Below are 22,325 nucleotides of genomic sequence, written 5' to 3'. Positions count from 1 at the left end.
TTTTGGATATCAATGAAATTAGAGAATTAGTTAGTCAATTTGATCAATCTTCGCTAACGGAATTTGACTTGCGTGAAGGTCAATTTGAATTGTACATGAATAAAAATAAAACAAGTCGAGGCATGAATATGGTTCAAACAAACGAAACGTTGCCAGTTTCGGAGCCAGTTAACGCCATGCCTGAAGAAGCAACAACTGTTCCAAAACCAACGAAGGAAAAAGAATCGGTAGTATTTGATGGAATCGAGGTTGTTTCGCCAATCGTGGGAATCGTTTATCTGCAACCGGCACCAGACAAACCAGTTTTCAAAAAAGTAGGTGATCAAGTTGCCAAAGGAGAAGTTATCTGCATTATTGAAGCGATGAAACTGATGAATGAGATAACTAGTGAGACCGACGGAGTAATCACAGAAATCCTTGTAGAGAACGAGTCAGTTGTTGAATATGGGCAGCCACTCTTTAGGATCCAGCCAAAATAAGCAAAGCAGGAAAGAGGGAAATAAATGAACATACAAGAAATCAAAGAAATTATTCCGCATCGTTATCCAATGCTTTTGATTGATCGAGTGGAAGAGATGGTTGAAGGAGAACGGATCATTGCTAAGAAAAATGTAACGATCAACGAGCCCTTTTTTCAAGGACATTTTCCAGAAGAACCTGTTATGCCAGGGGTACTGATTGTTGAAGCAATGGCGCAAGCAGGAGCAGTCGCATTACTTTCTCTTGAACAGTTCAAGGGTAAAACGGCTTACTTCGGCGGATTGGACAAAGCAAAATTCCGTAAGAAAGTTACACCGGGAGATACCTTATATCTTGAAGTTGAGATATTGAAAGTGAAAGCCTCAGCCGGAATAGGCAAAGGAATCGCTAAGGTTGACGGTAAAAAAGTAGCCGAAGCGGAATTAACCTTTATGATTGGATAGGTGAAATATGTTTTCTAAAGTCTTGATAGCTAACCGTGGCGAAATCGCTGTGCGTATCATTCGTGCATGCCGCGAATTAGGGATCCAAACCGTAGCGATATATTCAGAGGCAGATGCCGAAGCACTTCATACACAGCTAGCAGATGAAGCAATCTGTATTGGTCCGGCAAAAGCGGTTGATTCATATCTGAATGTTCAAGAAGTACTGAGCGCTGCAATCGTAACAAAAGCTGAAGCAATTCATCCAGGCTTTGGATTTTTATCTGAAAATAGCCGGTTTGCCTCCATGTGTGAAGAGTGCAATATCACATTTATTGGTCCTAAAAGCGCAACAATTGATGCAATGGGGAATAAAATCAATGCGCGTCAATTGATGCAAGAAGCAAATGTCCCGGTCATCCCAGGAAGTACTGGTGTATTATCTACTGTAGAAGAAGCATTGGAAATAGCAGACAGAATCGGCTATCCAGTGATGCTGAAAGCAGCTGCAGGTGGTGGCGGGAAAGGCATTCGAAAAGTTCAATCAAAAGAAGAACTTCCACAGCATTTTTCTTCAGCTCAGCAAGAAGCAGCAGCGGCATTTGGAAATGATGATATGTATTTGGAAAAAATCATTTATCCTGCTCGCCATATAGAAGTTCAGATTTTAGGTGATCATTTTGGCAATGTTATTCATTTAGGTGAACGAGATTGTTCTTTGCAACGTAATAATCAAAAAGTACTGGAAGAATCTCCTTCTGTAGTGATTTCACAATCAAAAAGAGAAGCACTAGGAGACGCTGCTGTTCGAGCAGCTAAAGCAGTCAATTATGAAAATGCCGGAACGATCGAGTTTCTGATGGATGAAGAAGGCGAATTTTATTTCATGGAGATGAATACTCGAATCCAAGTGGAACATCCCGTAACAGAAATGGTCACAGGAATCGATTTAGTAAAAAAACAGGTGGAGATAGCAGCCGGTGAGCCTTTGAATGTACGTCAAGAAGAAGTAGTATTCCAAGGACACGCCATCGAGTGCCGAATCAATGCAGAAAATCCCGCTTTTCATTTTGCTCCTTCACCAGGGAAAATCCAAAACTTGCTACTTCCAGCAGGTGGGATGGGGTTGCGGGTAGACAGTGCAGTTTATCCAGGCTATACGATCCCGCCATATTATGATTCAATGATTGCAAAAATTATTGTCCATGGAAATACACGTTTTGAAGCCTTGATGAAGATGCAGCGAGCCTTAAGTGAATTTATCACAGAAGGGATCATTACGAACGCAGAATTTCAGATGGATTTGATTAGTCATCCAGCAGTAATAGCAGGTGATTACAGCACAGCATTTTTACAAGAAGAATTTTTACCGAATTGGACACCAGAAACGGAGATAGGAGGCGCATAGATGGCTCTGTTTAAGAAAAAGAAATATATTCGGATCAATCCTAATAGAGAGAGCAAACCTGCTAACTCGCCATCTGTTCCCGATAACATGTGGGCGAAGTGTCCAAATTGTAAACATATCCTTTATACGAAAGACATCGGTGAAGAAAAAGTATGCCCCCATTGCGGATACGCTTTTCGAATCGGTGCATGGCAGCGTCTAGCTTTGATCATTGATGAAAAAAGTTTTGAAGAATGGGATACGGATCTTGTAACCGAAGATCCGCTAGCATTTCCTGAATATACGGAAAAAATAAAAAAAATGCAAGACAAAACGGGGCTTCATGAAGCAGTCCTCACTGGTAAAGCAACCATTCAGGGAATTCCCTTCATTATTGGAGTGATGGACCCCAATTTTATCATGGGAAGCATGGGCACGATTGTTGGAGAAAAAATCACTAGGTTATTCGAACGAGCAACAAAGGAAAAACTTCCAGTCGTTTTGTTCACGGCTTCTGGAGGCGCTCGGATGCAAGAAGGCATCTTTTCTCTGATGCAGATGGCGAAAATCTCTGCTGCTGTCAAACGACACAGTAATGAAGGTCTTTTTTATCTAACTGTTTTGACAGACCCGACGACCGGAGGAGTAACTGCCAGTTTTGCAATGGAAGGTGATATCATTTTAGCAGAACCCCAAAGCTTGATTGGTTTTGCTGGAAGACGTGTCATTGAACAGACGATCAAGCAGGAACTTCCAGAAGATTTCCAAAAGGCCGAATTCTTATTGTCTCATGGTTTCGTCGATCAGATTGTTCCCCGCATGGAATTGAAGCAGAAAATCCATACGCTTCTTGAATTGCATACACAGAAAGGATGGATAGATCGTGGATAAAACAGCACATGATGTCGTTCAGTTAGCAAGAGCTAAAGAACGATGGACTAGCTTGGACTTTTTTGAAGAGATCTTCGATTCTTTCGAGGAATGCCATGGTGACCGTTTATTTGCAGATGACGAAGCGATTGTTGGTGGCATCGCTCGATTAGATGGCAAACCAGTAACAGTGATAGGTATTCAAAAAGGAAGGGATCTGCAGGAAAATATCCGCAGAAATTTTGGTTCTCCTCATCCTGAAGGCTATCGCAAAGCTTTACGACTGATGAAGCAAGCGGAAAAGTTCAATAGACCGGTGATTACATTGATCAATACAGCAGGTGCCTATTGCGGTATAGGAGCAGAAGAGCGTGGCGAGGGAGAAGCAATTGCCAAAAATCTGCTCGAAATGTCTGATTTAAAAGTACCAATCATCGCCGTCATCATTGGTGAAGGTGGAAGTGGCGGTGCCCTTGCTCTAGGTTTAGCGGATGAAGTCTGGATGTTAGAAGAAACGATCTATGCTGTGCTTTCCCCAGAAGGATTTGCTTCGATTTTGTGGAAAGACGGCAGTCGCGCTGCAGAAGCAGCCGAGTTGATGAAAATTACTGCACCAGAACTACGTGAGCTAGGGATCGTGGATCGAGTGATTCCTGAAACGTTCAACGGCGAGCAGTTGCCACGGCAAAAAGTCGCTCACATCATGAAAAAAGCGTTGATTGAAAAATTAACGGAACTTGTTCGATTCGACCACCATGAACTATTGGAAAAACGATACAAGAGGTTCCGACAATATTAGATGTTTAACAACTAAGCAAAGAGTAAAGAATGATTCTTGCTCGCTTAGTTGTTTTTTGTTTCTAAATTTTTCTGTGATCAATCTTTATTTTGGGTCATTTTGTAAAGAAATGCTTTTTCTGAAAGAGGGACGAGTATAGAGGTAGTTTTTTTTGCTGATATGCAGTATAATACGGGGTTGAGGAGTACTTTATGTGCTCCTTCATTTTTTGCAGATGAGGAGACAACATGTTTTCAAATTACAAACCAACATGGATGGTAGAAGCCATCTATCAGATTACACCTGCCCAATTAAAGAATCTAGGCATCAAAGCAGTATTGACAGATTTAGACAATACGTTGATTGCATGGAATAATCCAGATGGAACAGAAGAGTTGCTTACTTGGATTTTAGAAATGAAAAATGCAGGAATTCCTGTTGTTGTTGTTTCAAACAATAATTCAAAACGTGTCGCGCGAGCGATTGAAAAATTTGATCTTTTGTATGTTGCACGAGCAATGAAACCTTTAGCAAGAGGGATCAACATAGCAAAGAAACAATTGGATTTAGCAGATGATGAGATAGTAATGGTAGGCGATCAGATCATGACTGATATACGTGGAGCCAATCGTGCAGGGATACGTAGCATCCTTGTAAAACCCATTATCGCAACAGATAGTTGGAAGACACAATTTAATCGTTTTTGGGAAAAAAGAATTATGGCCTATCTATTAGCAAAATACCCTGATATGGGCTGGCGAGGTGGAATCGAATGACAGAAGAATTACAATGTATCGGCTGTGGTGCCGTTATACAAACAAGCAAACCCGGTGAATTAGGATACACGCCGCAAACGGCTTTGGAAAAAGGGTTAGCTTCCGGCGAAGTCTATTGTCAGCGTTGTTTCAGATTACGCCATTATAATGAGATCCAAGATGTCTCATTGACGGATGACGACTTTTTACGCTTACTGAATGAATTAGGGCAAAAAGATGCATTGATTGTCAATGTGGTGGATATTTTTGACTTCAATGGTTCGCTGATTCCAGGACTACACCGCTTTGTCGGCGATAATCCAGTACTTTTAGTGGGAAACAAAGTGGATATATTACCGAAATCATTGAAAAAACCTAAATTAACACAATGGATGAAGGAACGTGCTCACGAAGCAGGGATTCGTCCAGTAGATGTATTACTAACTAGTGCTAAGAAATCACATGAGATGACGGAACTATTAGAAAAAATTGAAGAATACCGCGATGGACGGGATGTTTATATCGTCGGAGTAACAAATGTAGGGAAATCAACGCTTATCAATCAAATCATCAAAAATACAGCGGGAGTACAAGATGTGATCACAACCTCACAGTTTCCCGGAACGACCTTGGATAAAATCGAGATTCCTTTAGATGATGGACATTTTTTGATTGATACACCGGGGATCATCCATCGTCATCAAATGGCGCATTACTTAGGTAAAAAAGATTTGCGGATCATTGCCCCGTTAAAAGAAATCAAACCTAAAGTTTATCAGCTGAATGAAGGGCAAACACTTTTTTTGGGTGGACTTGCAAGATTTGATTTTATCAGCGGCAATCGTGCTTCATTTATTGCTTATGTGTCAAATGATGTAAATATTCATCGAACGAAACTGGAAAAAGCAGACGAATTTTATCAAAAACATGTAGGTGGATTATTACAGCCTCCTCGTCCTGATGAAGTCGAGGCATTTCCGGAGCTTGTTCGTTTTGAGTTTTCTGTGAAAGAAAAAACAGACATCGTTTTTGCCGGTCTAGGCTGGATCACTGTAACAGCGCCAGCAGTAATTGCGGGCTGGGCGCCAAAGGGTGTAGATGTATTGAAACGCAAAGCATTGATTTAAGGAAGAAGGAAAATTATGAGTTTAAGAGGAAAACAAAAGCGTTTTTTACGTAGCAAAGCGCATCATCTTCAGCCGATTTTTCAAATCGGTAAAGGTGGAATTAATTCAGCAATGATCGTCCAAATTGAAGAAGCTTTAGAAAAAAGAGAACTGATCAAAGTATCTCTACTTCAAAATACAGATGAGGTTGCAGAAGAAGCAGCTCAAGTATTAGAAAAAGAAATCGACTGTGAAATCGTCCAAATCATTGGACGAGTCATTGTATTATACAAACCTTCTACAAAAGAAAAGTATCAAAGGTTATCAAATGAAGTAAAAGCAATATAAGGAGTGACCATGATGAATACGCAAGCTAAGACATTTGTTCATTCACAACTATTTCCTAAAGAAATGCCTCAATTCTTAGAGAAGAAAAAGCAAGTAGGGATCCTAGGCGGAACGTTCAATCCCGTTCACCTTGCTCATTTAGTGATGGCTGAACAAGCTGGCCGGAATTTAGGTCTTGACCGCGTATTTTTAATGCCTTCTTATCAGCCGCCTCATGTTGATGAGAAACAGACGATTGATGCAAAACATCGACTCAACATGTTGGAATTAGCGGTGGAAGACAACCCTTTTTTGCAGATTGAAACGATCGAATTAGCTCGTGGCGGGAAAAGCTACACCTATGATACGATGAAGGAATTGACACAAAACAATCCGGATACAGATTATTACTTTATTATTGGTGGGGATATGGTAGAATATTTGCCAAAATGGTATAAAATCGATGAGTTGACTTCGATGGTCAATTTTGTGGGCATACGTCGACCAGGTTACACAACAGATACGCCATATCCTGTGATTTGGGTAGATGTACCTGAAATCGACATCAGTTCCACAAAAATACGTCAAAAGATCAAAGAAGGCTGTTCTATCCGCTATCTTGTTCCAGATAAAGTAATTGATTATATCCAAAATGAAGGGTTGTATGAAGATGGACTATAGTAATGAATATACTGCTTATTCTAGAGAAAACCTGATGCAAAAAATACAGATGAGAATGAGCGAACAACGCTTCAAGCATGTGCTTGGAGTAGAAGAAACAGCTGTTGCTCTTGCCAAAAAATACGGTGCTTCTCCTGAAAAAGCTAGTATCGCTGCATTGACACATGATTATGCGAAAGAGCGACCAGATGAGGAGTTCAAAATGGTGATCGTAAGAGACGGTTTTGATCCAGAATTATTGAATTATAATAATGCTATCTGGCATGGGCTTGTTGGAGCTTCGTTTGTAGAGCGGGAATTAGGAATCACTGATTCAGAGATTCTTCACGCGATTCGAGTGCATACGACTGGCGCTGCTAAAATGAGTCTCCTGGACAAAATCATTTATGTAGCAGACTATATTGAGCCAGGTCGGGATTTTCCTGGGGTGCAAGATGCACGGACAATTGCATGGGTTGATCTAGATGAAGCAGTAGCATTTGAAACAAAACATACGCTGTCCCATTTACTTGCACAAGAACAACAGATTTATCCAAAAACAATCGAAACATATAATTACTGGGTAGCAAAAAAATAAGCCACTCAATATTAGGAGGAAATCATCATAGATAGTAAAGAACAATTAAAAATTGCGGTTAAAGCAGCAGATTCAAAACGGGCAGAAGACATTATCGCTTTAGACGTTCGAAATGTTTCCTTGTTAGCAGATTATTTCATGATCTGTTCAGCAAATAGTGAACGTCAAATCAACGCAATTACAGAAGAAATCATTGATAAAGAAGAAGAAAACAAATATGAAGTAAAACGTATTGAAGGAAAAGAAGGCGGAAAATGGGTATTGATCGACCTTGGAGATTTGATCGTACATGTTTTCCATGCGCCAGAACGAAGCTTCTATAATTTGGAAAAACTATGGTCAGATGCGCCGTTAGTTGATCTTAATGAATGGTTGGATTAACATGGCTTATGAAACATTTGCTTTCATTTACGATGAAGTGATGGATGAAACGCTTTACCAGCGGTGGTTAGCTTTTTCGAAACGTCATTTGCAAGAAGACACAAAAAATATTTTGGAACTGGCGTGCGGTACTGGAGCATTAGCGGTTGCCTTTGCAAAAGATGGATATGAAGTGACAGGGTTAGACCTTTCAGAAGAGATGTTGATGATCGCAAGCCAGAGAGCATATGAAGAAGACGTATCGATCCAATTTGTAGAAGGCAATATGCTCGATTTATCAGAAATCGGTCAATATCAAGCAATTACTTGTTTTTCTGATTCGTTGTGCTACATGAAAAATAGACAAGAGGTACAGCAAGTTTTTGATGAAGTCTATCAAGCGTTAGAAGAAAATGGCCGTTTTTTATTTGACGTGCACTCCACCTATCAAGTAGACGAGGTTTTTCCAGAATATAGCTATCATTATCAAGGGGATAATTTTGCTTTTTTGTGGGATAGTTATCCAGGAAGTGAGAAACACAGCATTGAACATTTTCTGACTTTTTTCGTTGAGGAACCAGAAGGATCTGGGCGATTTATCCGTGAAGATGAACTACATGAAGAGCGTACCTATCCATTGGAAAGCTATTTAAGAATGCTGGAAAACAGTGGGTTTTCGAAAGTCGAAGCATTTTCTGATTTTACAGACGAAGCAGCATCAGAGAAATCAAAGCGCTGGTTCTTCGTAGCATACAAAGACTAGCAATTTTGCCTGCTTGAGTTAACAAGAAAAGAATAAATCGTCAACATAAATTATATATCCGAACGATATAGGCATTGCTCTTGCGGTGCAGCTTTTCGTCGCAGAAGTATTGTGTTTGCGAGAATAGTTTATATAGTTCGGGTATTTTTTCTGATTTTTGACTTTTCCTTACTTGTCTCTAGTGTTTTTTTATCGATAAACTATGAAGGAGGGCGGACATGAAAAGCTGCGGGATTATCGTAGAGTACAATCCATTTCACAATGGACATCGCTATCATGCTGAAATGGCACGAAAAACAACAGGAGCAGAGGTCGTCATTGCTGTAATGAGCGGGAATTTTTTGCAACGAGGCGAACCAGCTATCATCGATAAATGGCATCGTGCGAATGAAGCTTTGCAAAATGGTGTGGATTTAGTAGTAGAGCTTCCTGTCGAATGGGCGGTTCAGTCAGCTGATTATTTTGCCAAAGGTGCAGTGAAAATCTTGCAAGCATTGGACTGTGACAGTTTGTGTTTTGGAACAGAAGAAGAGACCTCGTTTGACTATGGTAGTTTCGGCCGATTTGTTCAACAGAATCAAGATAAGATAGAAGAGTCTTTTCACGAACTGTCTGATCAAACGTATAGTTATCCGCAAAAAATGACTGCAGTTTTTCGCAGTCTGTATCCCGATATTGCGCTTGATTTTTCTTCACCCAATCATATTTTAGGATTAAGTTATGCAAAAGAAAATGCTAAGTATATCCACCCTATGGAGTTACATCCGATCCAGCGTAAAAGTGCAGGCTATCATGAAAAAACAATCAAAGATCAAACAATAGCCAGTGCAACAGCCATTCGCCATGCGTTAGAAAAAGGAAAAAGGATCGCTGGACTTGTGCCATTTCAGACAGAAGAAGATCTTTCCACTTGTTCGTTACAGACTTGGGAATCCTATTGGCCGTATTTGCGTTATCGGTTGTTATCTTCTACTTTGATGGAATTGACAGATATCTATCAGATGACCGAAGGAATAGAAACTCGCATGAAGACAGCAGCTGCAACAGCTAACGGTTTTGCGGATTTTGTGTCAAAAGTAAAAACAAAGAGATATACATGGACGCGGATCCAAAGATTATCTTGTTATGTCTTGCTGAATATCAAAAAGCAAGAGATTCCTATCCAACAAAATAAAAACTATCTTCGACTACTTGGATTTACCGATGCTGGAAGAAGATTCTTAAAAGAAAAAAAAGAGATTTCTATTTATTCCCGAATCGGAAAAAAAGAGGCACAAGAAGCGGAACTGTTAGTTAGAAGTGATCAAATCTATCAATTGGGAGGCAATATTCCAGAACAGAATTTCGGACAAATCCCAATCCAAGTATAGACCTTTGACTGAAAATGAGAAGAATGAAGGAAGAAAGAAAAAAAGCTTCACAGAATCGTGATTCACAAGTATAATGGAACAGGACGTTTTTGCGTTATGAAACTATCAAATCAGAAAGCGAAGTGAAAATATGGGACGTAAATGGGCAAATATCGTAGCAAAGAAAACTGCTAAAGATGCTAATAATAGCCGGATTTATGCAAAATTTGGGATTGAAATCTACGCGGCAGCAAAATCAGGTGATCCTGATCCGCATGCAAACCAAAAACTACGTTTCGTCATTGATCGCGCTAAAACTTATAATGTACCAAAACATATTATTGACCGAGCAATCGAAAAAGCAAAAGGTGCAGGAGATGAAACATACTCTGAATTACGTTATGAAGGATTTGGACCAAGTGGCTCAATGGTGATCGTTGATACATTGACAAACAATGTGAATCGAACAGCAGCAGACGTACGAGCAGCATTTGGGAAAAATGGCGGGAACATGGGTGTTTCTGGAGCGGTTTCTTATATGTTTGACAATACAGCGATCTTTGCATTTGCAGGAGAAGACGCTGATGAGATCCTTGAATATCTAATGGAAAAAGACATCGACGTTCGTGATGTGATGGAAGAAGATGGACAAATCATCGTTTACGGTGAAGTAGCGGATTTCCATAGTATCCAAGAAGCATTAAAAGAAAAAGGAATCACTGATTTTTCAATTGCTGAGATCCAAATGATTCCTCAAACCGAAGTTACATTATCTTCAGAAGACCAAGAAACATTTGAAAAAATGATTGATGCGCTAGAAGATCTAGAAGATGTACAGCATGTGTTCCATAATGTGGCATTAGAAGACTAAGCAATCAGTTTTAACGAAAAGCATTCAGTCTTTTTCAAAAAGCAGGACAATCTCACTAACAGATTGTCTTGTTTTTTTGTGTGATTTATTTTCTATTCTAATTCAACCTGTGGTATGATGAGAGCATAAGTATCATATGAAATGATATGAAGTATGTGGAAGATGGACGGGGAAGAATATGGAAGCAAAAATCACTTTAGAACCTTTTGAACGTATCTTAAGCGGTTACCGCAAAGTAGAAGAGTTAGCAGTGAACGTAACTGATTGTTCAAAATTAGCGCAAAAATACGCAAGATTCGGCGTTGAAGGCTATCGATTAGGAAACTATGTCGGTACAGGGTATCTGAACCGTTATTTAGAGTGTATGGTGGACCGCGCACCAATGCTGATTTATAGACAAAAATATTTGATTCCGCTGCTTTTTCGTCGTTCTGATTCAGCCTTTCGGTTATTTGAAGAAGAGTATCGGATGGAGGCTTTCTTTCTACTATTGGAGTGGAGCTTAAAGCATCATCCTGAAAAAATTCTCATCGAAAGAAATGAGAAGATAGATACGAAAAAAAATAAAGTGGTCGATAGTGCATACCTAGCATTTCGTGTATCAGAAATTTTGGATTGTGGGGGTTATCCAATCAGCAATTTCCAATCAATCGATCAGTTCATTGAATGGAACCGAATTTACCGATTGATCGATAATGGCGGTATTGGACGTCATAGCAAGGTATTTGACCCAGAATATCCAGAAAACATGGAAGAACTGAAAATGATTATTTCGCTTGTCAAATTAAAATATCCTGAAACAGATTTGGATTTATATATAGAATAAATGACCTTAAATGATGAAATTACTTTTTCTGCAATTATTGCTGTAACTAAAAAGACAACTGCTAACATTGACGATAGCAGTTGTCTTTTTAGTTACAATACTTTTTTCTCATAAGATGAAATATCTATATTGTTTAACAAAGGACTTTCATTATTGGAGGTAAAAAGTGTCAATTCATGCATCGCACGTGTACACATGGTGTAAAGGATCAATTTGTCTTGTTGAGAAGAAAAATGATCTGCATCTACATCCCACAAGAAAACTCGGTCAAACTCCAGACCTTTTGCTAAAAAGGCTGGAAGTAAAATAATGGAACGCTTCATAAAATCACTCTCATTTAAAATCAGCTGGACTTGTTGTTTCAACTCGTCTGGCAGTTGAGCATAAAGAGTCTCGCATTCTTCTTGGGTTTTAGCAATGATTGCTGTACGCCAATACCGGGCTTTTCCCTGAGTCGTTCGAATGGTATCTGCTAACCAATTCAGTTTGACATCATCAGTTGTTCCTTGGATGAGTAAAGGCAAATCGCCTTTTCTTGCTGTAGTCTCTACTTGATGTTCTTTTGCAATAAAATGATTAGCAAAATCAGTGATTTCTTTTGTGGAACGATAGCTTGTCGTTAATTGGAAACGGGTGACTTCACGGTCCACGAAAAGTTCTTCCAATGATCCCACGATCGTTTCATTTCCAAAGACATTTTGATTTAGATCTCCACAGAAAGTCAAATTTGCTTTTGGGAACAAGGCTTGCAACAATGCGACTTGTGATGGTGCGAAATCCTGCATTTCATCAATAAAGATATAGCGAGCTTTGTGTGTGACCGTCACCGGATACGTTCGGCGCATCAGTAAAAAGAATAGGACAGCATCCTCTTGGGGCAACTCTCTTTGACGCAAATGTGTACGAATAGTTGCTAAATGTTCTTGCCATCTGGTCTCGCTGATTTTATGCCGTGTCAGAAGAGAAAGTGGCACAGTTTGTAAAAAGTGGAGATATTGTTTCGTTATATTGACAAATTGATAATTCATGATTCCTCGATGAATTCGACGGAATCGTTTACGTACGATTTGGTTAGCCAGTTTTTTACGTAAGGAACGCTCCTTTTGTTCTGTATATTCAAGATTAGGATCTGTTGCGTATAGTTCTTGGAGCTGCTCTTCCGCGAGATCTTTGACCCATTGCTGACGTGTTTCATCTTTTTGCAGACCGCCTAATTTTTTCAGTAGTTTTGTTTGTAATAGAGAGAGTCTGTGATGCAAGGGAAGTTGTTCATTTGTTTCTTTATACCATTGGCGAATCGATTCCTTTGATAGGATCGTACGGCCATTTATTTTCATATCACGGAACAAGGGACCGTAGTTTGTGATGCTTTGGATATAGCGATCAATCTGATTCACTAAGGTCAATCCGCTTTTCATCACTTGTATCGGATCTTTTTCGCCTAGCAAAAAACCACTTTCCTGTTGCTGTTCGTCTAATAAAGAAAACTCTTGCAACAGCTGTGAAATATAATTTTTGAATGTTTGTGTAGGCACACCGCTTTCACCTAATGAAGGCAACACAGTCGAGATATAATCAGAAAACAAATGGTTTGGTGAAAATAGAAGCACGTTTTCTGCCTCTAGCCATTTGCGATTATGATACAACAGAAAAGCAATACGTTGAAGCAGAGCAGACGTTTTTCCGCTTCCGGCGATTCCTTCAATCAGCATCACTTTACTTGTTGTGTCCCGAATGATTGCATTTTGTGCTTTTTGTATCGTAGAGACGATATTTTTCATATGGTTGCTTGATGCTTCGTCCAATATCTCTAGCAAAAAGTCATCGTTGATTACTTCCGACGTATCTACCATAGATAAAATACGTCCTTCTTGGATTTTAAATTGTCGTTTCAACTGCAGATCGACATCTATTCTATCTGTTTCAGTTTCATAAAATGCGGGACCAATCTCACCTTCATAATAAAGGTTGGCAATTGGTGCGCGCCAGTCAATAACAATTGTTTCTTCTGCTAGATCTCTTAAAGAAGCGATACCTAGATACAATGTTTCTGTTTCACGGTCTTCTTTAAAATCGATACGGGCAAAGTAAGGACTGTCTTTCATAACAGACAACGTTTGTAGGCGTTTTTGCTGCGCCTCAAGAGTATGATATTTTAAAAGCAATTCTTGCTCATGTTGACGATATTCAACAGCAGATTCATAAAAAGCTTCATTGGAACCAGCTCGAATCTTGTGATTAGCTGTGTCTTTTGTCGAATGATTCATTTCTTGAGTCAATTCTCGTTGTTTTGTATCCAGCATATTTTGTTCGATCTGGATTAGTTCGATCGTTTCATCCACGTGCGTTTGTTCTAGTTGTTTCTCATTCATCACATGTTTGCTCCTTCCGCCGTAAATAACGAATTAAAAGTATAGCACAGTTTTTCGAAAAAAGGTACTTTTTAACGGATGAATCGAAAAAAGTCCTCTTTGCTCGATAGATTCGTTTGTCGGACTGGCGACTATTGGAAACGCTGATAGTGATAGTTGTTTTCAATTAAGGCCTATTGTTTTAAAAAGTGTTAAGCAAGTACTATGCTTAAGAGAAAGAGAGGCAATTGAAGATGACTAACCTCTAAGTCACAAAAAAGAGGAGAAGAAACTATGACACATTTAAAAAAATTTTTACTTACTTTATTTATTGGCGGAGTAGCTTTGTTAAGTGAATTTGTTTTCCATCAGCCGGGACTTGCTTTTATGATTGTTGCATTTACTGGAGGGATTCTCGCCTTCGTGATGTTTTTGGAAATGATCAAAACATTGCGCTCAGGAAGATATGGTGTAGATATATTAGCGATTACCGCAATCCTTGCAACATTAGCCGTCAAAGAATATTGGGCTAGTTTGATGATATTGATCATGCTTACAGGCGGAGATAGTCTAGAAGATTACGCGAATAAACGAGCAGGTAAAGAATTGCAATCTTTATTAGACAACACCCCAAGAATCGCCCATCGATTCAAAGAGGGAAGATGGCAGGATATAGTAATTGATGAAATAAATGTGGATGATCAGCTGCTAGTCAAGCCTGGCGAGCTTGTACCTGCTGATGGTCGAGTGTTCAAAGGAGAATCATCAGTCGATGAATCTTCTTTGACAGGAGAGTCTCGTCCAGAAATAAAGAAACCTGGAGATCAGATCATGTCTGGGTCTTTAAATGGAGACGGATCAATCCAAATGATTGCTGAAAAACGTGCCGCAGACAGCCAATATCAAATGATCATTAAATTAGTCGAAGAATCAAAAGAAAAACCTGCCCGATTCGTCCGTTTAGCCGATCGTTATGCGGTTCCCTTTACATTGATCGCATATTTGATTGGCGGTATTTCTTGGTGGTTCTCAAAAGATCCTTTGCGTTTTGCAGAAGTATTGGTCGTAGCATCGCCTTGTCCATTGATTTTAGCTGCGCCAATCGCTTTAGTTGCCGGGATGAGCCGTTCAAGTAAAAACGGGATTGTTGTTAAAACTGGAACAACAATTGAAAAGCTCGCACGTACAAAAACGATTGCTTTTGATAAAACAGGAACGCTTACCAAAGGAATATTAGAAGTAGAGGCAATTCAACCAGTCAATGGAATGAAAAAAGAAGAGCTACTTATGTATGCAGCAAGTGCAGAACAGGAATCTAGCCATATCTTAGCTCGTTCGTTAGTGAACAACGTGAAAAACAGCCAACTGTATCCTGTTAGTCAACTGAAAGAAGTGACAGGTCAAGGAATCCAAGCAGTAGTCAATAATCATGACGTAAAGATTGGGCGTGCTTCTTTTGTTTCAGTGGAAGAAATCGAGACTTCTGAAACAGCAATCTATGTAGCCATTGATCAATCCTTTGCAGGAACCATCCTATTTTCGGATCAGATTCGCTCAGAAGCAGCAAAGACAATCAAAGAGCTAAGAAATCTTGGTGTGAAAAATTTGATGATGATTACCGGGGATGGATCAGCCATTGCTCAATCGATTGCAGAGGAAGTCAAATTAGATTCTGTACATGCTCATTGCTTGCCTCAAGACAAATTGACCATTTTAGAACATATCCCTAAAGATCAACGACCTGTGGCGATGATAGGAGACGGTGTGAATGACGCACCAGCACTTGCTGCTGCAGATATTGGCATTGCAATGGGCGCTCATGGTTCTACAGCTGCTAGTGAAAGTGCAGATGCGGTCATCTTGAAAGATGATCTTTTGCGTGTAGCAAAAGCAGTAGTAATCTCAAAAGATACGATGAGAATAGCGAAACAATCTGTACTGATTGGCATCTTTATTTGTATTTTTTTGATGTTAATAGCAAGTACGGGTCTGATTCCTGCGTTATTCGGAGCTGTTTTGCAAGAAGTCGTGGATACAGTCTCTATCCTGAGTGCGTTGAGAGCAAAAAAAGACCCAGCCATTTTTCCGGATTCAGTACCCAAGACAAACATAGTATGATAGAATCGAGATGAAAAAAGAACGATCAGAAAGAGGAGAGAATATTATGCCATTCGTACATGTCGAATTAGTAGAAGGTCGCAGTCCGGAACAATTAGAAAATATGATGAAAGATATCACGGAAGCTGTTCATAAAAACACGCAAGCACCAAAAGAACACATCCATGTTATCATCAACGAGATGAAAAAAGGAACATACGGTGTAAATGGGGAATGGAAAAAATAAGTTTGGTTTCACACTTGATTTTTCTATTTATTAGTGGTTAAATAAACACATAATTGATTGATGAGAAAGCCAACTGAATTTGAGAGTCTTCGATAAGAGAGGAAAAGCTAGGCTGAAACTTTTCCAGGAGAAAACCAAAGGATGACCACTTTCGAAACCCTTGTTGAAGCAAGGGCGGTCGGACCGTTACAACGTTTGAGGAACGCATGTGCGTTTGAACATTAGGTGGAACCACGAACTTTTCGTCCTAGTATCTCTTTTCAAGAGATGCTAGGATTTTTTGTTTTTCAGCTTGATGATCTGATCAATCAAAACATTTCAAGGAGGAAACTATTATGATAAAAATTACTTTTCCAGATGGTGCAGTCAAAGAATTTGAGGCTGGTACAACAACATTGGCAATCGCTGAAAGTATTTCAAAAAGCTTAGCAAAAAAAGCTTTAGCTGGTAAAGTGAACGGCAAACTTATTGATTTGACTCGTCCAATCGAGGAAGATGCAAGTATTGAGATCGTCACACCAGACCATGAAGATGCACTTGGATTAGTCCGACATTCAGCAGCTCATTTGATGGCTCAAGCAATGCGCCGCCTCTATCCAAATATCCACTTTGGTGTTGGGCCAGCTATTGATTCAGGGTTTTACTATGATACAGACAATGGACAAAATCAAGTAACTGCAGAAGATCTTCCCGCAATCGAAGCAGAGATGATGAAAATCGTCAAAGAAAATCTGCCAATCGAACGCCGTGTTCTTTCGAAACAAGAAGCATTAGAAATTTTTGCAAGTGACCCATACAAAGTAGAACTGATTAGTGAATTGCCAGAAGAAGAAGTGATTACTGCCTATCAACAAGGTGAATTCATCGATTTGTGCCGTGGCCCACATGTTCCGTCTACTGGTCGTATACAAGTATTCAAATTATTATCAGTGGCAGGTGCTTACTGGCGTGGAAACTCAAACAATCAAATGATGCAACGAGTTTACGGAACAGCCTTTTTTGATAAAAAAGCTTTGAAAGAATATATCCGTCTGCGTGAAGAAGCAAAAGAAAGAGATCATCGTAAACTAGGGAAAGAACTTGACTTGTTTATGGTTTCTCCAGAAGTTGGTTCTGGTTTGCCATTCTGGCTTCCAAAAGGGGCAACAATCCGACGCACGATCGAACGTTATATCGTAGACAAAGAAGTTAGTCTAGGTTACCAACATGTGTATACACCGATCATGGGAGATGTTGAGTTGTACAAAACATCTGGACACTGGGATCATTATCAAGAAGACATGTTCCCGCCAATGGATATGGGAGATGGCGAAATGCTTGTTCTTCGTCCAATGAACTGCCCTCATCACATGATGGTCTACAAAAACGCCATCCATTCTTACCGTGAATTACCAATTCGTATCGCTGAATTAGGAATGATGCACCGTTATGAAAAATCAGGTGCTTTGTCAGGTTTACAACGTGTACGAGAAATGACGTTGAACGATGGTCATACATTTGTTCGTCCTGACCAAATCAAAGATGAATTTAAGCGTACGCTTGAATTGATGGTCGCGGTATATGCTGACTTCAATATTACAGATTATCGTTTCCGCTTAAGCTACCGCGATCCAAACAATACAGATAAATATTTTGATGATGATGCAATGTGGGAAAAAGCCCAAGCAATGCTGAAAGCTGCTATGGATGAATTAGAGCTAGATTACTTTGAAGCAGAAGGGGAAGCAGCCTTTTACGGACCAAAATTAGATGTCCAAGTCAAAACAGCACTTGGGACAGAAGAAACATTGTCAACTATACAATTAGACTTCTTATTGCCGGAACGCTTTGATTTGACATATGTTGGAGAAGATGGAGAAAATACGCATCGTCCAGTGGTTATCCACCGCGGAATCGTTTCTACGATGGAACGTTTTGTCGCCTATTTGACAGAAGTATACAAAGGCGCTTTTCCAACATGGCTAGCACCAATACAAGCGACAATCATCCCTGTTTCTGTTGATGCACATGGCGATTATGCTTATGAAATCAAAGAACGCTTGCAAATGAAAGGTTTACGTGTAGAAGTCGATGACCGCAATGAAAAAATGGGCTATAAGATTCGTGCCTCTCAAACACAAAAAATTCCTTACCAATTAGTTGTCGGTGATAAAGAATTGGAAGATGCAACAGTGAATGTACGTCGTTACGGAAGCAAAGAAACAGCTGTAGAAGATTTGAATATCTTTATTGATGCTATGGAAGCAGAAGTCAAAAATTACAGCAGAGAAAACAAATAGATAAATCATCTATAAAAAAGCACTAAATAAAAAAACAATCCAAATAATAGAGAACAGATATTCCACAATCCCACAGATGGACAATAGAATTTGCGGGATTGATGGAATGAGCTATCCTATTGTGCGGATTGTTTTTTTGTTTTTTTATCCAGTACACGACCGTTAACAAGGAACTGATATGGTATACTTACATAGACGATTATTAAAAGGATGGAGGAACTTATGAGCGTAATTAGTCGTATTGAAAGTATGATGGAAGATTATTCTTCAGCAGAAAAAAAGTTGGCCAACTACATTATTGGAAATATTGAGAAGGTCCCCACAATGACAGCTAATGAATTAGCGGAGGCTTCAGGTTTGAGTGCGCCGACAGTTGTACGTTTTTCAAAAAAAATCGGGTTTCAAAGTTTGACGGACTTCAAAATCACGATTTCAACAGAATTACAGACTGGAATCGATGAAGGATTTAGCGATATCGAAGCAAATGAGTCCTTTTACTCTATCAAAAACAAACTTGGGAACAATGCGCAAGTAGCGATAAAAGAAACAGTAGATATTCTGGAAGAAGAAACGATCCAAAAAGTCGTAGAATGTTTGGAAACGGCTGAGTCTGTTTTTTTATATGGTGTGGGTGCCTCTTCTTTAGTGGTAGAAGACATTCTGCAAAAATGGTCTCGTGTCGGTAAGCCCATCATTTTTGAAAAAGATATCCATGTCTTGCTCCCACAACTTGTCAGCAATGAGAAGAAGAAAGTACTTTGGCTTGTTTCGAACTCAGGGAGAAGCGCAGATGTAGTTGCATTAGCTGAGCTAGCAAAAAATATGAATATCGAGATCATTGCGTTGACGCAATTTGGAAATAACCCACTTAGCAAGATAGCCGATGTACTCGTACAAACATCAAGACCAAAAGAAATCACCAATCGAAGTGCGGCAACCAATTCACTTTTGGCCCAATTCGCTACGATTGATATCATTTTTTATTTTTATATGGCTAAAAACGAATCACTTAGTGAAAAAGTGAAAAAAACAAGAGAAGCAATTCAAGACTATTTTATGGATTCAAAATAAAAAAACTAAATTTACCTTACTATTTTTGATATAAGTTTTTTTAGAATAACAACTTATAGTTTTCCACAAAGAAATGTTCTATTAAAGTGTTTCACGACTTTAGAAAGCATAATTTTCAAAAATAAGTTTAGTTTTTAATGAAAAAAATAGTTGGATATGCAACTTCAGAGGTTTGCTGTGAAACAAAAAGTTGATTTTATCTTGAAATTAGGTAAAGAATTTCTTGCTCCGCTCATTTTTTCTTTTTTATTAAGAAGTTTTTGGGTACAATGAAGCATGAATGTAAATAGGCGGAAGGATAGGAAATGATGAAAGATTTTATGAAAAAAATAGTAAATACTTCTTGGATAGAAAAAATAAGAAAAGGGGCACAAGAGCCTAAAAACAAAACGTTTCGCCGGTCGCATGTTCCTTTTCGCTTAAATTTTCTTTTTTTCATTATATTTACGTTATTTGTTGCGTTGATTGCTCGATTGGGCTATTTGCAGATCGTGAATGGTGAAGAGATGGAAGCGCGAGTGAAATCTACTTCTACGATTACAGTCCAAGAAAGTACCCCTCGTGGAATGATCTACGATTCCACAGGAAAAGCGTTAGTCACAAATAAAGCGAATCAGGCAATCACCTATACGAGGGGCACACAAGTGACGGCTAAAGACCTACTTGAAATCGCAACGAAGCTGAACTCGCTGATTGATGTGCCGGCAGATGAAAATCTGACAGATAGAGATAAAAAAGATTTTTGGCTGGCTGATCCGGAACATTTGAAGGAAGTCACAAAAAGACTTTCGGCAAAAGAAAAGCAATTAGGAAACAGCGAACAATACAGCGCGATGGTCAATAAAGTAACAGATGATGAGATCAACTTAAACGAGGAACAATTAAAGATCGCTACCATCTTTAAACGGATGAACAGTGCATATGAATTAAACACGGTCTATATCAAGAACTCTGGTGTTACTGACCAAGAATTAGCTGTTGTGGCGGAACGTGCTTCTGAGCTTCCAGGAGTTTCGACAGGCACAGACTGGACACGCGAATATAACGCAGCAGATTCACTGAAAAGTATTTTAGGTAGTGTGACGACTGAAAAACAAGGACTTCCGGCAGATGAAGCAGAGAAGTATTTAGCAAAAGGTTATTCTCGAAATGATCGTGTGGGACAAAGTTATTTGGAAAAACAATATGAAGATGTCCTACAAGGAACTAAAACCCAATATGAAGTTTCTCTTGATAATGAAGGCAATGTTTCGAATCAAAAAGAAATCTTCTCTGGGGAAAAAGGTTCTAATTTAATGTTATCGATGAATGCAGAATTCCAATCAAAAGTAGAAGAAATCTTAAAAAGAAATTATCAAACATTGATCAATAATGGTAAAGCACAGTACTCGCCTGGTGCTTATGCAGTAGCCATGAATCCTCAGACAGGAGAAGTGTTAGCCATGACTGGTTTCAGTCATGAGCAAGGTTCCAAGGAAATCACCGAGAATGCTTTGGGTACGATCACTAGCGCCTTTGCTCCAGGGTCTGTAGTCAAGGCTGGTACTTTGACAGCAGGTTGGGCAAGTAACGCGATCAGCGGGAATCAAGTGTTGATTGATGAACCGATTCGTCTACAAGGTGCTTCAGAAAAAAGCTCTGTCTTTAACCGAAACGGACAAGTTGCTCTTGATGCAGTCAAAGCATTGGAATTGTCTTCCAATACGTATATGATCAAAGTGGCATTAAAGATGCTAGGACTAGACTATACTCCTGGAATGGGACTACCTAGTTTAGACGAAGAAGCTAAAGCTTATCAACAATTGAGAGACTCTTTCAAAGAATTTGGTCTTGGTACAACGACTGGGATTGATTTGCCGAATGAATCTCCTGGGATTTCACGCTCTGTTGAGTATATGAAGAAGTTCAATGCGGATAATGGCAAAGAATGGTATACTCCTGGTAACTTTACCGATTTGGCATTTGGACAGTTTGACACATATACACCGATCCAATTAGCTCAATATGCTTCAACAGTCGCTAATGGCGGGAAACGAGTACAGCCTCACCTAGTCAAAGCAATCTATGGCAATGACGAAAATGGGAATTTAGGTGAAGTGAAAAAAGAAATTGGCACGACAGTAGAAAATACGGTCAATATATCTGCAGAAAATATGGCAATCCTCCGTGAAGGATTCCATCAGGTTGTTCATGGTACCGACCCTTACACAACAGCTAAACCATTAGCCAGTGCGAAAATGGACCTTTCTGCAAAAACAGGGACTGCAGAAACGGTTGCGGAAGGTCACCCAGATATTACGACAGTCAATAGTAATATCGTGGCATACGGACCAACAGACAATCCGGAAATCGCAATCAGTGTGGTCTTGCCGAACTTATTAGATGAACAAGACCACATGAACTTGACGATTGCTAAAGAAATAATGGACGCGTATTATGATATGTTCATGGCAAAATAAAAAAGAGGTCGTGAAAAAGCCACTTAGTTTCGAGTATGAAGAAAAATTTTGTGAAAATAGCTTCTCATATTTTTGCTTAAATTTGACTTCATACCGAGAAACTGGCTTTTGAACACTATTTATCAAGAGGGTGTGAAATCAGCACCCTGATCTGAGTATTAGAGAAACAAAATGGGAAAATAGATTTTCATATTTTGCTGTTTTTGAGCTAATACCGAAGGACAGCTGATTGAGCACCGTTTACTCGGCAAAAAAGGTTGTGACAAAAA

General features: G+C 39.3%; 21 protein-coding genes. 20 read left to right on the top strand and 1 reads right to left on the bottom strand.

The features are described 5' to 3' along the window. Positions 1–2 precede the first annotated feature (2 nt). From accB to FTX43_RS13135, 15 genes are all read left to right on the top strand, one after another. Positions 3–479, top strand: coding sequence for an acetyl-CoA carboxylase biotin carboxyl carrier protein (gene accB / locus FTX43_RS13205; RefSeq protein ID WP_002314180.1), 477 nt, complete (start codon positions 3–5; stop codon positions 477–479). Positions 480–503: 24 nt separating this feature from the next. After that, positions 504–923, top strand: coding sequence for a 3-hydroxyacyl-ACP dehydratase FabZ (gene fabZ, locus FTX43_RS13200; RefSeq protein ID WP_002310367.1), 420 nt, complete (start codon positions 504–506; stop codon positions 921–923). Positions 924–930: 7 nt separating this feature from the next. Beyond that, a complete protein-coding gene (locus tag FTX43_RS13195) occupies positions 931–2,310 on the top strand; it encodes an acetyl-CoA carboxylase biotin carboxylase subunit (RefSeq protein ID WP_002314179.1) in 1,380 nt (459 codons plus the stop codon). Continuing rightward, positions 2,311–3,180 carry an acetyl-CoA carboxylase, carboxyltransferase subunit beta gene (accD, locus tag FTX43_RS13190; RefSeq protein WP_002310370.1) on the top strand — a complete coding sequence of 290 codons (870 nt, stop codon included), beginning with the start codon at positions 2,311–2,313 and terminating at the stop codon, positions 3,178–3,180. Continuing rightward, positions 3,173–3,958 (top strand): acetyl-CoA carboxylase carboxyl transferase subunit alpha, encoded by a 786-nt coding sequence (locus tag FTX43_RS13185; RefSeq protein WP_002314178.1) that lies wholly within the window; start codon positions 3,173–3,175, stop codon positions 3,956–3,958. Before accD ends, FTX43_RS13185 begins: the two co-directional genes overlap by 8 nt. Positions 3,959–4,185: 227 nt before the next feature. Beyond that, positions 4,186–4,713: a YqeG family HAD IIIA-type phosphatase gene (locus FTX43_RS13180; RefSeq protein WP_002310373.1), complete on the top strand. Its 528-nt coding sequence runs from the start codon at positions 4,186–4,188 to the stop codon at positions 4,711–4,713. Next, positions 4,710–5,819: a ribosome biogenesis GTPase YqeH gene (gene yqeH / locus FTX43_RS13175; protein WP_002310374.1), complete on the top strand. Its 1,110-nt coding sequence runs from the start codon at positions 4,710–4,712 to the stop codon at positions 5,817–5,819. Before FTX43_RS13180 ends, yqeH begins: the two co-directional genes overlap by 4 nt. A 15-nt stretch (positions 5,820–5,834) precedes the next feature. Continuing rightward, the gene (gene yhbY, locus FTX43_RS13170; RefSeq protein ID WP_002315279.1) at positions 5,835–6,146 is read left to right on the top strand and encodes a ribosome assembly RNA-binding protein YhbY; all 312 of its coding nucleotides are present in this window, start codon (positions 5,835–5,837) and stop codon (positions 6,144–6,146) included. A gap of 9 nt (positions 6,147–6,155) precedes the next feature. Beyond that, entirely contained in the window at positions 6,156–6,806 is a 651-nt protein-coding gene (locus FTX43_RS13165; RefSeq protein ID WP_002344094.1) for a nicotinate-nucleotide adenylyltransferase, read from the top strand. Continuing rightward, positions 6,790–7,383 (top strand): bis(5'-nucleosyl)-tetraphosphatase (symmetrical) YqeK, encoded by a 594-nt coding sequence (gene yqeK, locus FTX43_RS13160; protein ID WP_002314176.1) that lies wholly within the window; start codon positions 6,790–6,792, stop codon positions 7,381–7,383. Before FTX43_RS13165 ends, yqeK begins: the two co-directional genes overlap by 17 nt. Positions 7,384–7,404: 21 nt before the next feature. Beyond that, entirely contained in the window at positions 7,405–7,764 is a 360-nt protein-coding gene (gene rsfS, locus FTX43_RS13155; RefSeq protein ID WP_079997869.1) for a ribosome silencing factor, read from the top strand. 1 nt (position 7,765) lies between these two features. Further along, positions 7,766–8,506 carry a class I SAM-dependent methyltransferase gene (locus tag FTX43_RS13150; RefSeq protein ID WP_002310381.1) on the top strand — a complete coding sequence of 247 codons (741 nt, stop codon included), beginning with the start codon at positions 7,766–7,768 and terminating at the stop codon, positions 8,504–8,506. Between the two features lie 218 nt (positions 8,507–8,724). Further along, positions 8,725–9,876: a nucleotidyltransferase gene (locus tag FTX43_RS13145; protein ID WP_002314174.1), complete on the top strand. Its 1,152-nt coding sequence runs from the start codon at positions 8,725–8,727 to the stop codon at positions 9,874–9,876. A 130-nt stretch (positions 9,877–10,006) separates the two neighbouring features. Then, the gene (locus tag FTX43_RS13140; protein WP_002290860.1) at positions 10,007–10,726 is read left to right on the top strand and encodes a YebC/PmpR family DNA-binding transcriptional regulator; all 720 of its coding nucleotides are present in this window, start codon (positions 10,007–10,009) and stop codon (positions 10,724–10,726) included. A gap of 178 nt (positions 10,727–10,904) precedes the next feature. Then, positions 10,905–11,552: a hypothetical protein gene (locus tag FTX43_RS13135; RefSeq protein WP_002290861.1), complete on the top strand. Its 648-nt coding sequence runs from the start codon at positions 10,905–10,907 to the stop codon at positions 11,550–11,552. A gap of 92 nt (positions 11,553–11,644) precedes the next feature. On the opposite strand, the gene helD is transcribed toward FTX43_RS13135, so the two are convergent. Further along, the gene (gene helD / locus FTX43_RS13130) at positions 11,645–13,924 is read right to left on the bottom strand and encodes an RNA polymerase recycling motor HelD (protein ID WP_086307370.1); all 2,280 of its coding nucleotides are present in this window, start codon (positions 13,922–13,924) and stop codon (positions 11,645–11,647) included. 273 nt (positions 13,925–14,197) lie between these two features. Here helD and FTX43_RS13125 point away from each other — a divergent pair, with 273 nt between their 5' ends. The 5 genes from FTX43_RS13125 (at position 14,198) to FTX43_RS13105 (ending at position 22,056) form a co-directional block, all read left to right on the top strand. After that, a complete protein-coding gene (locus FTX43_RS13125) occupies positions 14,198–16,021 on the top strand; it encodes a heavy metal translocating P-type ATPase (protein ID WP_086307368.1) in 1,824 nt (607 codons plus the stop codon). 46 nt (positions 16,022–16,067) lie between these two features. Next, a complete protein-coding gene (locus tag FTX43_RS13120; RefSeq protein WP_002287649.1) occupies positions 16,068–16,247 on the top strand; it encodes a 2-hydroxymuconate tautomerase in 180 nt (59 codons plus the stop codon). Between the two features lie 335 nt (positions 16,248–16,582). Then, positions 16,583–18,526, top strand: coding sequence for a threonine--tRNA ligase (gene thrS / locus FTX43_RS13115; protein ID WP_002290867.1), 1,944 nt, complete (start codon positions 16,583–16,585; stop codon positions 18,524–18,526). A 222-nt stretch (positions 18,527–18,748) separates the two neighbouring features. Then, positions 18,749–19,597 carry a MurR/RpiR family transcriptional regulator gene (locus FTX43_RS13110; RefSeq protein ID WP_002310387.1) on the top strand — a complete coding sequence of 283 codons (849 nt, stop codon included), beginning with the start codon at positions 18,749–18,751 and terminating at the stop codon, positions 19,595–19,597. Between the two features lie 305 nt (positions 19,598–19,902). Then, entirely contained in the window at positions 19,903–22,056 is a 2,154-nt protein-coding gene (locus tag FTX43_RS13105) for a penicillin-binding protein 2 (RefSeq protein ID WP_002334653.1), read from the top strand. The last annotated feature ends 269 nt before the right edge of the window (positions 22,057–22,325 follow it).

The sequence above is a fragment of the Enterococcus sp. DA9 genome (genome assembly GCF_008000875.1).
GTDB lineage: Bacteria > Bacillota > Bacilli > Lactobacillales > Enterococcaceae > Enterococcus_B > Enterococcus_B lactis.
Note: the sequence above shows the minus strand (reverse complement) of the source record. Positions and strands in the feature narration are given on the sequence as shown.